This window comes from Brevundimonas sp. PWP3-1b1 (assembly GCF_049896065.1).
Lineage (GTDB): Bacteria > Pseudomonadota > Alphaproteobacteria > Caulobacterales > Caulobacteraceae > Brevundimonas > Brevundimonas intermedia_B.
Window position 1 is genome coordinate 480,226 of record NZ_JAFCTO010000001.1, and the last position, 15,871, is coordinate 496,096.

Genomic DNA, 15,871 nt, shown 5'->3' on the forward strand with positions numbered 1-15,871 from the left:
TCTCAGTTCGAAGATTTAGAAAGCGATTCGTATTGTTCGATTTGTTCCAGGCAAGCTTCAACCGGGGAGCGGCCATTCGCCACCTCCCGATACCAACTCGCGGACCATTCGAGAGCCTTGCGGGTATCGAGACGCGCGAACCAGCCCAACCTGTGCGCAGCCTTGCTCGCATCCACCCTAAGCAGTCCCGCCTCGTGATATCCAGATTGATCGCCCTCGACCCGCCAGCGTGCGGACGGCCAGGCTTCAGCCAAGACTTCGACAACATCGACCACAGGCCAAGCCTGATTGTCAGCAGGCCCGAAGTTCCATCCTTCGGCTACAGGCTCCTGTTCGTAAAGGCGCTGAGCCAAAAGCAGATACCCGCTGATGGGTTCCAGCACATGCTGCCAAGGCCGCGTCGATGCAGGGTTGCGGATCACCACCTCTTGGCCCGCCTCGAACGCCCTAACGCAATCCGGAACCAGACGATCCAACGACCAATCACCGCCCCCGATTACATTGCCCGCCCGCGCAGATGCAAGTCGCGCACCCTTTTCGTCCGAGAAGAAAGAGCGTTGATAGGAGGCGGTCACCAGTTCCGCACACCCCTTGCTCGCGCTGTAAGGATCAGAGCCTCCAAAACGATCAGTCTCACGATAGGGCCAAATCTGCTCGACATTCTCGTAACATTTGTCGCTCGTCACATTCACGATCACCCTGACCGACGAAGTCTGGCGGGCGGCGTCCAACACCCGCACAAGCCCCATGACATTTGTGTCGAATGTAGCATCGGGATCCACATAGGATTGCCGGACCAAGGCTTGGGCCGCCATGTGGATTACGATTTCAGGCCGCGCCTTCTCAAACGCCTCGAAAACTCTTGCCGCGTATCGAATATCGCCGATCGAAGTCGCGCCGCCGGGCCGCCCCATTCTGGACCAAAGGCTCGGATCGCCCTCAGGCTCAAGCGAAAGTCCCGAGACGTGAGCGCCCATCTTTTCGAGCCAAAGCCAGGTCCAGCTTCCCTTGAACCCCGTATGGCCCGTCAACAGAACGCGCTTGCCTTGCCAAAAGGACATCACCACACCTTCCAGGGCGCTACGGCACGCCCCCAGAGATCCTCAAGCAGCCGCTTGTCTCGAAGCGTATCCATTGGCTGCCAGAAACCTTCGTGCAGATGGGCGTTCAACTGCCCATCTGCAGCCAGACCAGCCAACGGGGCGCCTTCCCATACCGTTGAATCGCCTTCGATGCGGCGCAGAACATCCGACTTCAGGACGAAAAAGCCCCCGTTAATCCAGCTGCCGTCGCCCAAAGGCTTTTCAACAAAACCGCGCACCTGCCCACCCGATATATCCAGCGCACCGAAACGCCCGGGCGGACGCACAGCCGTGACTGTCGCCTCAAGTCCAGAAGCCTTGTGCGCCGCGATCAGGCCGCGGATATCCACGTCGGATACGCCGTCGCCGTAGGTCATGCAGAAATCATCGACTCCGATATGATCCGCGACCCGAAGCAATCTCCCGCCCGTCATGGTTTCAGCGCCGGTGTCCACAATAGTCACGCGCCATTTTTCGGCGCGGGTCCGGTGAACCTCGACAGAATTCTCACCCAAATCCACCGTAACGTCGGTCACATGCAGAAAGTAATTCGCAAAGTATTCGGCGATTACGTAGCCTTTGTATCCAGCGCAGACGATGAAATCGTTTATTCCGTGAGCAGAATAAATGCTCATTATATGCCATAATAGAGGTCGCCCGCCGACCTCCACCATGGGCTTGGGCTTTTCGCTGGTTTCTTCCGACAAGCGCGTGCCTAAACCGCCGGCCAAGATGACAGCCTTCATTAAATTTTGTCCGCCTATTAAGTCTTGGGCAATCCTACAGTCCGCCACCTAGGGCGTCCATAGCCATCCCTAGATCAACGGCTAGGGAGCAGAAATTGAACGACCATCCAACCGATCCCTCCCTCATTTCGCCACGGAACCCTCAATGACATGGAGGCAATGTATGCGACGTCTGTCCCCCGCAGGAACAAGGGAACGGAACACATCAGCCTTGTCGCTTCGCCGACAGGGGGATCGGGCGCGATCCGCCCACGACTGGTCAGCCGCCGCCCATGCCTATGGGCAGCACCTTGAAACCGATCCGAAAGATCGGGCTATCTGGATACAACTAGGTCACGCCCGCAAGGAAATGGGCGAATATGGCGCCTCCGAAGCCGCATACAGGACTGCGCTGGAGATCAGTCCGAGGGATGCGGAAACCTGGCTCCACATGGGCCATCTGATGAAGCTCTGCGGAAGAGAAGCCGAGGCTACGGACCACTTCCTCCGCAGCGCGCGACTTGATGACAATGCTGACGCCTTATCCGAATTCACCACCATGCGAGGCGCCACGATCACTCCCGACCAGCGTTTGCTGCTGGCCTCCGTCCTTGCGGAAAGGTTAGCCCGTCGATCGACGGGGGTCACGATCAGCCAACTGGTCCCCCCCCCCTCTCCGTACGAACCTCCCTCACGGCCCGACCATGGATGGGTGGATTTCGCCGGCGATGCCGATATGGGGCGCTGGGTCAGCCTGCGGCTGGTGCATCACCATCCCGATCTCACCGCGCCAGGCGCCATCCTTGCTGACTATGGGCAAGGCCTGACGCCCATCACCGACGGCACCTTGCATTGGGATGAAAACAACGTTGCGCGAATATCGATATACACCACAGGCCTGAAGAAAGTTCGCTTGGTCTTTCCGTCGGATTCATTGGTTATCGACCGCCTGTCCTTGCACCTGGAACCTGAGGAGACACCGGCCTTGCCGGCAGGCGACGAAGTCGCATTCGTCAAATCGCTCTCGATGTCGGAAGCCGCTCACTCGGCCCAAGCTCCGGACATGGCCCGACATGCTATGCGCACCCAACTTCTGGCCCAGCCTTTCACGAAAGGCACAGATTCCCTCACGCGAGAGTATGGGCAGTGGATTAGACTATGGGAAGAAGGTTCAGTTCAGCCCTCCACTAGCTCTCCAAACACAAAAAAACCACTAACTATATCTTTTATTGTTCCTGTTTACAAACCTTCTCTCGAATTTTTGCGTTCTTGCGTCGATTCCGTTCTTTCACAGACGCACGAACACATTGAACTCTGCATAGCGGTGGATGTGGATATTTCATCCGAGGCCGATGAACTCCTTTGCCGCTATGAAAAGGCCGACCCGCGGGTGCGGTTGACGCGGCGCAAACGTCGAGGACACATATCGGCCGCAACCAACACTGCAGCCGCACTGGCGCGTGGAGAGTATCTAGTGCTCCTGGATCAGGACGACACACTCAGCCCCATATGCGCCGCTGAGATTACGTCGGTCATTTCAGAATTTCCTCATGTCCAAATTATTTATTCAGATGAAGACAAGCTTTCACCTCAGGGACAACGAACCTCTCCCCACATGAAAGGAGAATTCGACCCTCTTCTTTTACTATCCAAAAACTTTGTCTGCCATGCTCTTGCGATAGAGCGAGAACTTTTCATCTCATTGGGAGGCCTTAGGCTGGGTTACGAAGGTGCCCAAGATCATGACTTGACTCTACGCGCCGTCGAAGCGGCCGGATCGAACGCCGTTCGCCACATACCTAAAGTGCTCTATCATTGGAGAGATACCCCAGGATCGACCGCGAGTTCCGTCAATGCGAAACCATATGCCGAGCGCGCCATGCTTGCGGCAGTCAACGCCCATTTGACACGACAGAAGGTGCCGATGCTCGCCGTACCTGGGGTTGCGCCAGGAAGAGCTTCTTTGAAACCCTATTCGGAATGCAAGGCCGACGTATCCGCGATCATTCTACATTCCGAGAAGGGAAATCTACGGGATTGCCTATTATCTGTCATTGCCGCAGAAACTACTTCAATCGACATCAATATCGTTCACCACAACGCGATATCTGATCGCGATCTTGAGTTAATTCGAAACCTACATGAAAGTACAAGAATCAGCACGACGGTGTCTCAGGCTATTCTCGAGGATGCCTCCTCTATCGGAATGGCCGCGAAGAGCGACATCATTCTTTTCTGCGATACCTCAGCCTCCTTCATGGACGACTCTTTTTTGAACCGTGCACATGCCATTCTGAGCTTCCCCGAAATGGGCGTACTGGGCTGCCGCGTTCTGAAATCCTCCAACGCCATAGATAGCTTCGGCTTCGCGTTCGGAGAGGGAAAGGCCCACAATCTTTATGAAGACGCACCGACCGCCGTCGGCTGCAACTTTGATCGCAACAGATTGCTTCAGTCGTTTTCAGCCGTACAGCTTCCGCTCTTCATGAAGCGTGAAACCTTCCAGGCCCTGGGAGGATTTAACCGCAGCATGTCAGGGCTCGATGCAATTCTCGACCTGTGCATCAGGGCCAGAGCACATGGCCTCCGTGTGGCTGCAGACCCTGACATCCAAGCAAGGCGGAGCCTGACGGGATCTCCGTTTTCGACAGGTGAACAATCTCGAATCTCGAGCGATCTTCTGCAAGAAGATCCCTTCTATTCGTCCAATCTCGACCTCAGAAGGGTTGGAAAACTGGCGCACCCTCCTCGGCGCTAGGTTCGCCCTCACCCACACGTCATGCCTTTGAGATGCGGCTTAGGAATTCGCCTCGCCGTGAAGTCCGAACGCCCCAGCAGAGACTATGAACGCACCAATCGCTCGGCCTGAAGGAGTGATCACAAGTCCGGTGAAGAGGTCCTGGCGGACGGCAGCATCCTACGTTGTTGGGGCGTTACCGTTGCAAGCACATGGGGCGTGATCGTCAGCAAAACATCGGAACGCGCCGCAATAAGCGCGATCTCTCGCATGAAACGATCCGGCTCAAGTTCGCCCCCTCCCTCGTCGACGAGGCGCTGAAGAAGATCGCGTCGCAACGCCATGTTCAAAGGGGCCATAACGTCGACACAACGCTGGCAAAACAGCTGACCATAGTAGCCGCCGGAATCCATCGACGCGCCATAATGGCGATCTCGGATCCCCCCATCCACGGCCAGCTCTCCTCCTGCCCATACCACACGGTTGCCGGAGTCGTCAGTAAGAACGCCTGAGACGCCAGCGACCCTTGCATCCCAGTGAATTGGCGCGGCAAAGGCCGAACTCAGCTGCTGCGGGTCGGTGTCCGGCAGATGGAATAGAAACCAGTCAGGCTCCGATACGTCCAGCAACCTCTCCAGAACCTGCCGCCGACTGGACGGATCAAGACGCCAGAACCAATCGACGTCGATGGGTTCGGCCGGCACGGTCTCAAGCGCCTTCAGCCTCCACATTCCCGTGCCGGGACGGATGTCGTTCGGCTCAGCCGTGAGATATTTTTGCTTCTGGCGTTTTTTGATCGTGCGATCGAGCACGTAACGCTGCGATTCGACCGCAGCGGGTTTCTCGCCCGTTTCCACGGACGCGGTAGAGCCTGGACTGATCCTCCACGCGTAGAGAAGCTCCGGCACATGCACGGGAACCCGACCACTTTCAACACAGCGCATGGTGCTGTCCCAATCGTGGCACCACGTTGCTCTTTCGTCCGAGTAAGCCTTCAGACGACGCATAGTTTTGACGCGGAAACCCATCAGATGAGTTACGTAGCAACAGTTGCTTATCATAAGCGGATCAAAGTCCGGCTTTATGTAGGGCGAAAATTTGTCAGACTGGGGATTCGACTTGAATTCGTCTGAATAGAAAATATCCGCCTGTGGATTCAACTCCATATAGTGCGCCATTACAGCGAGCGCATCTATCGTCAAGAAATCATCTGCATCTACAGGAAGATAATAATCTCCACTACAAGCTGCAAGCATGGCCTTCGACGCACCGGCAATGCCTCTATTTTCTGGCAGCCGAACAACTTTAATGTCAGGATTTAAGGATGCGTGATCTAACCACGCCCTAGTTTCTTTCATAGTTGATGCATCATCTACTATAATAAGCTCTTTGTTCGCGTAGGTTTGCATCCTATACGATTCATAAAGCTCTCGCAGTTGAGCACGCGTCTGGTTAAAGACTGGAACGCAAACTGATAACTTTATGCCTCCAGAAGAAGGGTAGAGATTCGCTCTTTGACCGATTCGTCGGTCAAGCCAATTTTCGAAAGCTACAGCATCGCTGGAGCGATCCGTTGCATTACCGCGCTCTTCATAATAGGGACTTCTCTGATCAAAGGCAGCGTTGAAAAATGGATCGCGGAGCTCGGGCCATTTATTAAACAACCACTCTTTCTCACATTTGAAAGTGCCAGCCTTGGTCGCACTCTCAAAGTGGAAGACCTTCACATCGGGATCGACAACTGAAGACAGGCCGATTCCTCTTAGCTTCTGGCAGAAGTCTACATCATTGTAGTTAAGGGGGAAACTCTCATCGAAGCCGCCGACAGCCTCGTACTCAGCCTTTCGGCAGAACAACATTGCGCCCGTGACGCCCATAGCCTCTCGACGGCAGAGGAGATTGCCGAAGTGCCCTCTGTATCCCGCCTGCTGAAACACGCCTGCATGTGAAGGGCCTTGCTCCAGCAAAATGACGCCATTGTGTTGCACACGACCATCTTCAAACAGGCACAGGGGAGCGACCGCGCCGACTGAGGCGTGAGTCTCCATAAAGCCGACAATGTTCTCCCCACCGCGCTCGTCGATCGCCTCGATATCGTCATTGAGGAGGCAGATATATTGGCCTGAAGCCACCGCAACTCCGAGATTCATCTTCCTGGCCAGGTTCAGTTCCGGCTCCGGATAATAAACCAGTTTCACGTCGGACAGTTCGGCTAGGTAACCCAGATGAGCCTCTGTCAGGTCACCATTGTGAACAATGATATACTCGCAATTTCTATAGAACTGCGTTCGTCGCAAGCTTTCCAGGCAGTTCGTAATCAGATCTAGGGATTCGCCGCGGACGAGGCGACGCCCCGCTCCAGTCGGCATGACATAGGACAATAGAGGCGCTTTATTGGGAAGGGGATACCGAGCTCGCCAAAGTCCTGTCTCCTCGCCGCATTCCACACTTGCCTGGGGATGAAGACTGGTCGCGTGATCCAATACGGCGGCACGCTGTCTATCAATCGCGTATGATTTTTCGGACAAGCTTGTTGCTGTGGAGCCCGGAATGGCCCTCCAAAGGTATCCCACCACGCCCACATGCTGCGCACTTGAAACAACTCTTGAGGCGCGCAACGCCAGATCATAATCCTGAGTTCCATCGAAGTCCGAACGGAATCCACCGACCTTATCAACAACTTCTCTACTATAAACGGTCAAATGACCGATATACATCGTGTTCTCCAGAAACGAGGGAGACCAAGACGGCTTATAAAAGAAATCATAAAGCTCTCCATCTATAGAAAGCTTACATTCATCAGTGTAAAATAAGTCGGAAGCAAAATGCTTCCATTTAAGGTGGATTTCGCTAAAAGCATTTCTGGATAAAAGGTCGTCATGATCTACAAGGGCGACATAATTGCCTTTAGCTTTACTTAACGCAACATTACTAGCGCCCGATATACCGATATTTTGTTTAGCGAAAATAACCTCAACGCGCTCGTCACTAGCAAGCTCGCGAAGCTTTTCTAAGGTTTCCGGCTCATAGGAACAGTCATCGCATATGACCCATTCCCAATTCGAGTAATTTTGGTTGAGCAGGCTGACGTACAGCTCCTCCAGCAAATGCGCTGGGGTGTTATAGGCTGGCGTCAGCACTGAAATCCGGAACTCCGGGTCACTAATTTGGATAGGCCTCTCAAGCTGATATGGATTGCAGAGAGTCAACAGATGCGGCGCTTGGTTGGACGCACGTCCAATCAAGGGAGACGCACGCCCCTCTCTGTGCCCGTGCAAAAGCCAGTGCAGCAGAGGGTTCACCCCAGAGGCAGCGACATCTGCATTCCCAGCCCGATACGACGCCGCGTCGAAATAGGGAGAGGGTTGCCGACCCTCTGCAAAGCCGTGAGTAATATAATGTTGGGCCGCCAACTTTCGCGATAGCGCCGGGACGCGAGCGCTATACCAGTCTGGATCGAAAAGGCCGCTCATCTCGATCAATTTGACAGATGCGGCCAGCCGCTCTTCGGTTGTAACCGTCGATGAGCGCTGACTCTTTATTTTAGAATAGTATTTCTTTATTGTTTTAAAGAATTTACGCGCCTTGGACTTAACCCTCACGACGAGGTCCTCCGTCGGATAGATGTCGAATGTCGCACCTGAGAATACTCAACTCTCCAAAAAGGGCGGCGCGTTCCAAATGTATCTCCACTCCAACAGATGCAATCATGCTGATGTTCTGGTCCATGGTCAGTTCGTAGACACCAGGACGAACCAGTTCTTCGACCAGATCCTTCGTGGCCGACTGCCCCATTAGATGAATTCTAACCACTGTGGGTTGGGTGGAACCTTTGTATTCGAGGGCGATAGAAAGCGCCCACCGCCCAGGACCAATATCCAGCTTGGGACCGGCGAACAGAAGTCTGGCCTTACCCTGCAAATCCAACCGACCCTGGCTCGCGACATCACTCGTTTGCGAAGAAAACCATTCGTGGCCAAAACTTGCGCGGGTGCGAGAGTCCACCGGTAGGCTCGAGTAGATGTCTTCCAACGGCTTAAGCCAGTGTCGCTCGTTCTTACCCTCGTCTGCAGACAGGGTCTCACTATCGATAGAAACCCTTCCTACGCCAGGAACGGTCTGTGTCGTACCGAATTCAACCGTGGCACCCACGCGGCGGCACAACATGTCCGCCGTCGCCAACCGGTTGGCTACATAGCGCGCGGCCGCGCCCTCCTCGCCGATCCAATCCAATGACGCCGAGAAGGCGTCCTCGACCGACGTACCGACCACATGCCAGGTATCTGCGTACCAGCCCATGCCCTGTTGGGGGTCCTCGCTGAGAAGCAGTGAGTCTCCCTCCACAGTATCCGCCGGCGCAGCCTCTAGATAGCTAAAGCCCGATGTAGAACAGGCCTCCCGGAAGGCAGCGCGCCAAAGCTCGGCCCCGCTTGTCGGGATCAGCAGAACCGCAATGCGACGCGACATCTATGGGGCCCTCAACCAACGGTAGATATCGACGGCTTCGTCGACATCAGAAAAAACTCGAGCGACGCCACTCTCAATCAGAAGCGCACGGTCGCAGATCGAGGAAATCAGACCCAACTCGTGAGAGGCAACAATGAACGCACGGTCACCTCGATAGCTAAAGAGTTCGTCGTTACATTTGCGAGAAAACCGCGCATCTCCCACAGCCATAAGCTCATCGACAAGATAACAATCGAACTCGATTGCTAGTGAAAGGCCGAAAGCTAGTCGGGCTCGCATTCCGGAAGAGTAATGCTTTACGGGCTCTCTTAGAGAGAGCCCCAGCTCTGCAAAGTCGTCCACGCGAGCGAGTGTTTCCTTGTAATCCCGATCGTAAAGACGCGCTATAAATCTGATATTGTCATGACCGCTTAGACTACCCTGGAATCCGCCACCGAAGCCTATGGGCCAAGATGATGACATCTTCCATACTATTTCGCCACTGGTCTGCGGAAGCACGCCGCCAAGAATTTTGATCAGCGTAGATTTACCCTGGCCATTCCGTCCGAGGACAGCGAGGCGTTGGCCTCTGGTCAAGTCGAAACCCAGATTTGTAAAAACCGGCTTGTGTCCGCGACTTTCCGGATAGATTTTCGAGAGGTTGCGGACCGACAACCCTGGCTGTAGCGCAGAACTCATCTAGGCTTGCCGCGTTTCTCTTACGCCGGCAACGATAAGCCAGCCCACACCATAGAAAAGCAACGTCGTCGCGAAAACGGCAAGGATGGCCATAAATCTCTTCGGCTCCCCCGGTCGGTCCGGTCGATCGGGATTAACTACCCGATCAAGATAAAGTTTTTGGCGACGCGCTTCCTCCTTGGCCCGATCTTCGGACTGAGCCGCGCTGGCTAGGTTGCGATCAGCGAGCTCGCGCTCAAGTACCAGCCCCTCGTAAACGCCAACTTTCGGGGCCAACGCGTCCATGCCCCCCGCCAAGCGCCCCCGGGCTTGGGCGATCTGAGCCTCGAGCGCACGAATTTGCGCGTCTAACTGGGGCAACTGGGGACTTTGCGGCGCATCGGCCGCGATCTGATTCTTACGGACCTGAAGCAAAGCCAGTTCGACGGACAGCCGGCTGGCTAGATCGGATCCCTCTTCCGCTACCGTCCTCGGGTCGATGAAGCGTTCACGGTTGCGAAAAGCGGCAAGCCGGTTTTGCGCATCGACGAGCCGAGTTCTCGCTTCGCTGGTCGTAAGCCGCGCATCGCGGAGGGCGTCGGTGGAAGCGCGCTCGTTCAGCGTATTAACAAGATGCTCCCCGCCGCCGAGAAGAATGTTGGCCGCCTTCTGCGCCTCCTCCGGCGTGAAGGCTTCCACGCGAAGCGTGCTTATCCCGCTAGTGGAATCATAACCAACAGTCACAAACCTGCGATAAGCGCCAAACAGAGACTCAAATGAATTTCCTTCCCAGAAGCGAGGGTGCCTGGAAATTGGGTCCACCGTGCGCGCGCCCCACAGCGCCTCCACATCCGCCCGTGTACGAAGGAAACTCAGACCATCGCGCGAACTGATGAAGGAGTGGACGAGAAAGGCGTCGCTTTGAGTTGGGGCCAATCCTACCCCCTGCAAGGTCATTCCCAGCGCGGATGGCTGATCCTGATTCGCGCGTCGAACGACAAAGCGGGATTCCGAAACATAGCGCGGGGACGCGATGAAGCAGAAATATATGATCGCAAGCACTGTCGGCAGCGCTACGAGAATCAAAAAGGAAATCGGCACGCGCTCAGCCAGCCGGCGAACTCGATCAATTTTTTGCTTATCGTCGGGCAGAGGCCCGACGTATCGAAGCTGTGCGTCAGCCATCAGATTTCATCCAGAATACAGACATGAAGGCAAGCCTCACTCCACGTCCATGTGATGCTTGACTCTGGCAAGCAGGATCAAAGCAATGAGATTCATAACAGTACCGCACATCAATGCATAGGATGCACTGTAGTGCGTCTCGACAAATTCACCAAATACACCAGCTCGTACCATTTCTATGGTGTTGGGAAATGGTATCAGAAGAAAAAGGTCACGCCACTGAGCAGGCACGACAGACGCCATGAAGAAGGCGCCAGACAATGGGATCAACGCGTATGTCATTACCGGCGTCAATCTCTCCATAATCTCGAATTCGACGCCTAAAGCAGCGATTGTCACTGCAAACCCCATAGACAACCAGGCAAGAAGCAACCAGCCGCCGTAAAGTTTCAGAACGTCGCTTGGAACCCCTACCTGCCCCATCAGAAAGAGCATTGTGTAGACAATTATGAACGCCGCCGTGGCACCGGCGAACTCAAGAACGTTTCTCGCAAAGAAGATATGATAGACAGTAATCTTCTTGTGATATAGTAATCCTGAATTGCCAATTAAGGCTCCACTGCTATACTGAATGCAGTGCCTAAGTAACAACAAACACATATACCCAGTCATTACGAAGGGGCCGATTCGTATGCCATGCTCATACGCCGGCTTGAGCGCCGTCCAAAGCACAATTACCCCAAGGCAAAAAAGCAATGGCTCCCCGATAAGCCACAGAAACCCCAGCCCTTTTCGGCCAAAACGCGTCATGATCTCGCGCATCATCAATGCGCCGATGATACGGCCTTGCCCCGCAAGGGACCGCGTCAAGCCTGATATCGCGCTAAACATGACCTAATGCAAATCCCACATCACCGCAGCCTGCCAGCGCCTTCGAACGGGACAAATCTAACTCGTTTATAAGTCAGCGCGCTCCTCCATACATGGAAGCAAGCCGAAACCAACCCGCAATATCAGGCTATTTCCTGAGAACCGCGGCGAACTCATGACGCCCAATGGGCGTGACATGAACGTTCTCGGGCCGTATGGCCGCTTCACCCAGCCGACACAACATGGCCATCAGACCCTCGGGTGAACCGCCAAGCGTGCACATCGACATACCTCTTCACCTAATCAAAAACCATCAATGCCTCGGACATTCGCGCCGGCGCATCGCGGCAGCAGGCCCAACTTTCCCGCGCCCGTATGAAAGCGCGTCGTTATGGGACGTCATTATAAATGCTCAACCACGCTCTTTAGGGGATGCGTCACCACCCCTTCGCGTCGGGCACATCAGCGATAGTGGCTTCAGGGATAAAACTGCTTTCCAGACTCCGGGCTCAGACACGCCACTCACAAGTGCGGCCAGAAAAAGGCGCGGCTTCAAGTATAGAAGCGTTATGATGCCAAGCTATCGCAATAAAAGGCGCTCGAAGGGCGGCATACGACCCGACACGAGCCTCGGACTCCCGTACTTCACCCAGTTATCTAGTGCTTGGGCGTCGCTGATGTTCGCCAGATAGATATGGCGAAATTGGAGGCATAAGGGAGGACTATTCCAGAAAGATTCAAGTCACGTTGCTCGCCTTCTAATTCAGACATTGCGCACGGCCGTCAGCCGCTAGACTTTCGCAGTTAGCCCACGAACGTATCGACCGTAGTCGCCCCCACCCAAGGTAGTCGCCACTTCTTCTAGCTTTTCGGCGTCGATGAAGCCCTTCTCGAAGGCGACCTCTTCGGGGCAGGCGATCTTGAATCCCTGTCGTTTTTCAAGGACGCGGACGAACTCGGCCGCCTCGATCAGGCTGTCCGGCGTGCCGGTGTCCAGCCAGGCATAACCTCGCCCCATGATTTCGACCGACAGTTTGCCACGCTCCAGATAGATGCGGTTGACGTCGGTGATCTCCAGTTCGCCGCGCGCCGAAGGCTTCAGGTCGCGGGCGATCTCGACCACGTCGCTGTCGAAAAAGTAGAGGCCGGTGACGGCCCAGTTGGACTTGGGGGCCGTGGGTTTCTCCTCGATCGACAGGGCGCACATCCGTTCGTCGAAGTCCACCACGCCATACCGCTGGGGGTCGTTGACGTGATAGGCAAACACCGTGGCTCCGTCCGGCCGGCCCATTGCGGAGGTGAACAGGTCGGTGATGCCGTGGCCGTAGAAGATGTTGTCGCCTAGGATCAGGGCTGACGGATTGTTGCCGACGAAGTCCGCGCCGATGACATAGGCCTGGGCCAGCCCGTCCGGGCTGGGCTGGACCGCATACTGGATTTCCATCCCCCATTGCGAGCCGTCGCCGAGCAGGGTCTGGAAGCTGGGCACGTCGCGCGGAGTAGAGATGATCAGCACCTCGCGGATGCCGGCCAGCATGAGGGTGGACAGCGGATAATAGATCATCGGCTTGTCGTAGACCGGCATCAGCTGCTTGGAGGTGACCAGGGTCATCGGATGCAGGCGGGTGCCCGATCCTCCGGCCAGGATGATGCCTTTCATGGAACGGTCCTTTCAGCGGCGTACAGCTCGTGGACGATCTCGGCGATGGCGGCCTGCCAGGGGCGAGGCGCGATCCCGTAGTCGCGGGTAAGTTTCTCGGTCGAGAGACGCGAATTCGACGGTCGTTTGGCGGGTGTCGGATATTCGGATCCGGGGATGGCATCGACCGTAGCCGACGGGCCGCTGGCGGCGGCGCTGAGGGCGAAAATCTCGCCGGCTAGCCCGGCCCAAGTGGTCTCACCCGCGTTGACGAACTGATAGATACCGGTGGGGGCGTTCGCGTCGGCGATCATCTTCAGAACGATGGTCTTGAGCGTCTGGGCGATGTCGCGTGCCGAGGTGGGGCAGCCGTGCTGGTCGCCCACCACCCGCAGCGCCGGCCGGTCGGCGGCGAACCGCAGCATGGTCTTGAGGAAGTTGGCGCGGTGGACGCTGAGCACCCAGGCCGTCCTCAGCACGACCGAGCGCGGATTGCCGGCCCGCACCGCGAGTTCGCCCGCCAGCTTCGAGGCGCCATAGACGCCCAGCGGCCCGACCGGATCGGTCTCGACATAGAAGCCAGCCTTGGAGCCGTCGAACACATAGTCGGTCGAGACCTGGATCAAGGGGATGCCGGCCTCGCGCGTGGCGTCGGCCAGAACCGCCGGCCCCATGGCGTTGGCGGCGAAGGCGGCGGCGACCTCGGTCTCGGCCTTGTCCACAGCCGTGTGGGCGCCCGAGTTGATCACCGCGGCAAAGGAGGTGGCGGCGAAGGCGGCCCTCACCGAGGCGGCGTCGCCCAGGTCCAGTTCCGCGCGCGTCGGCGCGTGCAGCACGACGCCTTCAGGCCAGCCGACGGCCGACAACTCGAGCCCTACCTGACCGGCACCGCCCGTGATCAGGATGTGGACGGGATCAGCCATTGACCACGCCCAGTCGCTGGGTCGAATAGCGGGCGTCGAGGATGTCCTGCCACCAGGACTGATTCTCCAGATACCAGGTTACGGTCTGTTCAATGCCCTGTTCGAAGGTCACCGATGGGGTCCAGTCCAGATCGGACCGGATTTTGGAGGCGTCGATGGCGTAACGCTGATCATGGCCAGGACGGTCGGTGACATAGGTGATCTGGTCGGCGTATTTTCCGTCCGCCTTCGGCCGCAGCCGGTCCAGGATCGAGCAAATCGTCGTGACCACCTCGATGTTCTTCTTCTCAGCGTTGCCGCCTACATTGTAGGTTTCGCCAGGCGCGCCAGTCTCGAAGACGGCCTGCAGCGCGCGGGCGTGGTCGTCAACGAAGAGCCAGTCGCGCACGTTCGAGCCGTCGCCATAGACCGGTAGCGGCTCGCCATTCAGGGCGCGGATGATGATCAGCGGGATCAGCTTTTCAGGGAAGTGGTAGGGGCCGTAGTTGTTGGAGCAGTTGGTCACCAGCACCGGCAGGCCATAGGTGTGGCCCCAGGCGCGCACCAGATGGTCCGACCCGGCCTTGGACGCCGAATAGGGCGAGCGCGGATCATAGGGTGTAGTCTCGGTGAAGAAGCCGTCCTCGCCCAGAGAACCGAACACCTCGTCGGTCGAGATGTGGTGGAAGCGGAAGGCCGCCTTGGCGTCCTCGTCCAGCGCGCGCCAATAGCCCAGGGTCTGGTTCAGCATGACGAAGGTGCCGACCATATTGGTCTGGATGAACTCGCCCGGGCCATCGATTGAACGGTCGACATGGCTCTCCGCGGCAAGGTGAGCAACCACGTCCGGCTTGAGTGCATGTATGGCTTTGGACACTGCGTCAGCGTCGCATATGTCGGCTTGAACAAAAGAATAGCGGTTGCTTGAAGCGACCGGCTCAAGGGAACTGAGCACGCCGGCATAGGTCAGCTTGTCAAACACCAGAACCTCGTGGTCCGTGTGCTCAATAAGGCGCCGCACCAGCGCCGAGCCGATAAAGCCGGCGCCGCCGGTGACCAGAATACGCATTGAAGGCTTCTCCGTTAGAGCGAGGGCAGCGGCTCAAGCGGCCGACCGTCATACTCAAAGGGGCTGTCGAACTCGGCCAAGGTCGGCAGCAGTTTGTCCTTGTCAGACAACACAGCACCCGAACCCGGCAAGGGCCAGTCGATGCCGATCATGGGATCGTTCCAGATGATGCCGCCATCGCAGTCCGGCGCATAGAGGCCGGATACCTTATAGGCGATTTCTACATCCGGCTCGAGCGTGACGAAGCCGTGGGCAAACCCAACAGGCACAAACAACTGCTCGCCGCCATCGGCGGTCAACTTGGCGGCGACATACTGACCATAAGTCGGCGAACCTCGACGTATATCCACGGCGTAGTCCATGATCGAGCCGCGTACGCAGCGCACCAGCTTAGCTTGGGCGTGCGGCGGACACTGAAAGTGCAACCCACGAACCGTGCCCTCCGTCGCCGAAAACGACTGATTGTCCTGTACGAACCGAACGTCGATGCCCGCCGCCAGCGCCGCAGCCTCCGAATAGGTCTCCATGAACCACCCCCGCGCATCGCCGAAACGACGCGGGCGGAGAAGCGCTACAACTCTACTCATATCTTTTTACC

12 protein-coding genes are annotated in these 15,871 nt (G+C 56.7%); 1 reads left to right on the forward strand and 11 read right to left on the reverse strand.

Features of this window, described 5'->3' with window-relative positions; all coding sequences use genetic code 11:
* Nucleotides 1–2 precede the first annotated feature (2 nt).
* Nucleotides 3–1,061: a CDP-glucose 4,6-dehydratase gene (gene rfbG, locus ACP69V_RS02350; protein ID WP_426022463.1), complete on the reverse strand. Its 1,059-nt coding sequence runs from the start codon at nucleotides 1,059–1,061 to the stop codon at nucleotides 3–5.
* Nucleotides 1,061–1,828: a glucose-1-phosphate cytidylyltransferase gene (rfbF, locus tag ACP69V_RS02355; RefSeq protein WP_426022464.1), complete on the reverse strand. Its 768-nt coding sequence runs from the start codon at nucleotides 1,826–1,828 to the stop codon at nucleotides 1,061–1,063. Before rfbF ends, rfbG begins: the two co-directional genes overlap by 1 nt.
* A 163-nt stretch (nucleotides 1,829–1,991) precedes the next feature.
* Between rfbF and ACP69V_RS02360 the strand changes: the two genes are divergently transcribed.
* Nucleotides 1,992–4,565: a glycosyltransferase gene (locus tag ACP69V_RS02360; protein WP_426022465.1), complete on the forward strand. Its 2,574-nt coding sequence runs from the start codon at nucleotides 1,992–1,994 to the stop codon at nucleotides 4,563–4,565.
* Nucleotides 4,566–4,684: 119 nt separating this feature from the next.
* Here ACP69V_RS02360 and ACP69V_RS02365 read toward each other — a convergent pair whose 3' ends face one another.
* The 9 genes from ACP69V_RS02365 to rfbC form a co-directional block, all read right to left on the reverse strand.
* Nucleotides 4,685–8,146, reverse strand: coding sequence for a glycosyltransferase (locus tag ACP69V_RS02365; RefSeq protein WP_426022466.1), 3,462 nt, complete (start codon nucleotides 8,144–8,146; stop codon nucleotides 4,685–4,687).
* Nucleotides 8,136–9,011 carry a hypothetical protein gene (locus tag ACP69V_RS02370; RefSeq protein WP_426022467.1) on the reverse strand — a complete coding sequence of 292 codons (876 nt, stop codon included), beginning with the start codon at nucleotides 9,009–9,011 and terminating at the stop codon, nucleotides 8,136–8,138. Before ACP69V_RS02370 ends, ACP69V_RS02365 begins: the two co-directional genes overlap by 11 nt.
* On the reverse strand, nucleotides 9,012–9,689 hold the full coding sequence (locus ACP69V_RS02375) for an ABC transporter ATP-binding protein (protein WP_426022468.1): 678 nt from the start codon (nucleotides 9,687–9,689) through the stop codon (nucleotides 9,012–9,014).
* The gene (locus ACP69V_RS02380; protein ID WP_426022469.1) at nucleotides 9,690–10,853 is read right to left on the reverse strand and encodes a chain-length determining protein; all 1,164 of its coding nucleotides are present in this window, start codon (nucleotides 10,851–10,853) and stop codon (nucleotides 9,690–9,692) included.
* A 36-nt stretch (nucleotides 10,854–10,889) separates the two neighbouring features.
* On the reverse strand, nucleotides 10,890–11,684 hold the full coding sequence (locus ACP69V_RS02385; RefSeq protein WP_426022470.1) for an ABC transporter permease: 795 nt from the start codon (nucleotides 11,682–11,684) through the stop codon (nucleotides 10,890–10,892).
* 769 nt (nucleotides 11,685–12,453) lie between these two features.
* A complete protein-coding gene (gene rfbA, locus ACP69V_RS02390) occupies nucleotides 12,454–13,323 on the reverse strand; it encodes a glucose-1-phosphate thymidylyltransferase RfbA (protein WP_426022471.1) in 870 nt (289 codons plus the stop codon).
* On the reverse strand, nucleotides 13,320–14,225 hold the full coding sequence (rfbD, locus tag ACP69V_RS02395; RefSeq protein WP_426022472.1) for a dTDP-4-dehydrorhamnose reductase: 906 nt from the start codon (nucleotides 14,223–14,225) through the stop codon (nucleotides 13,320–13,322). Before rfbD ends, rfbA begins: the two co-directional genes overlap by 4 nt.
* A complete protein-coding gene (gene rfbB, locus ACP69V_RS02400; RefSeq protein ID WP_426022473.1) occupies nucleotides 14,218–15,273 on the reverse strand; it encodes a dTDP-glucose 4,6-dehydratase in 1,056 nt (351 codons plus the stop codon). Before rfbB ends, rfbD begins: the two co-directional genes overlap by 8 nt.
* A 14-nt stretch (nucleotides 15,274–15,287) precedes the next feature.
* Nucleotides 15,288–15,860, reverse strand: a complete 573-nt coding sequence (gene rfbC / locus ACP69V_RS02405) for a dTDP-4-dehydrorhamnose 3,5-epimerase (RefSeq protein ID WP_426022474.1) — start codon at nucleotides 15,858–15,860, stop codon at nucleotides 15,288–15,290.
* Nucleotides 15,861–15,871 lie beyond the last annotated feature (11 nt).

Bases quoted from the DNA above. Each gene is read 5' to 3' on its own strand.
- rfbA (WP_426022471.1), bottom strand. From the start codon at position 13,323: ATGAAAGGCATCATCCTGGCCGGAGGATCGGGCACCCGCCTGCATCCG.
- rfbD (WP_426022472.1), bottom strand. From the start codon at position 14,225: ATGGCTGATCCCGTCCACATCCTGATCACGGGCGGTGCCGGTCAGGTA.
- ACP69V_RS02370 (WP_426022467.1), bottom strand. From the start codon at position 9,011: ATGTCGCGTCGCATTGCGGTTCTGCTGATCCCGACAAGCGGGGCCGAG.
- ACP69V_RS02375 (WP_426022468.1), bottom strand. From the start codon at position 9,689: ATGAGTTCTGCGCTACAGCCAGGGTTGTCGGTCCGCAACCTCTCGAAA.
- ACP69V_RS02380 (WP_426022469.1), bottom strand. From the start codon at position 10,853: ATGGCTGACGCACAGCTTCGATACGTCGGGCCTCTGCCCGACGATAAG.
- rfbF (WP_426022464.1), bottom strand. From the start codon at position 1,828: ATGAAGGCTGTCATCTTGGCCGGCGGTTTAGGCACGCGCTTGTCGGAA.
- rfbG (WP_426022463.1), bottom strand. From the start codon at position 1,061: ATGTCCTTTTGGCAAGGCAAGCGCGTTCTGTTGACGGGCCATACGGGG.
- ACP69V_RS02360 (WP_426022465.1), top strand. From the start codon at position 1,992: ATGCGACGTCTGTCCCCCGCAGGAACAAGGGAACGGAACACATCAGCC.
- ACP69V_RS02385 (WP_426022470.1), bottom strand. From the start codon at position 11,684: ATGTTTAGCGCGATATCAGGCTTGACGCGGTCCCTTGCGGGGCAAGGC.
- rfbB (WP_426022473.1), bottom strand. From the start codon at position 15,273: ATGCGTATTCTGGTCACCGGCGGCGCCGGCTTTATCGGCTCGGCGCTG.
- rfbC (WP_426022474.1), bottom strand. From the start codon at position 15,860: ATGAGTAGAGTTGTAGCGCTTCTCCGCCCGCGTCGTTTCGGCGATGCG.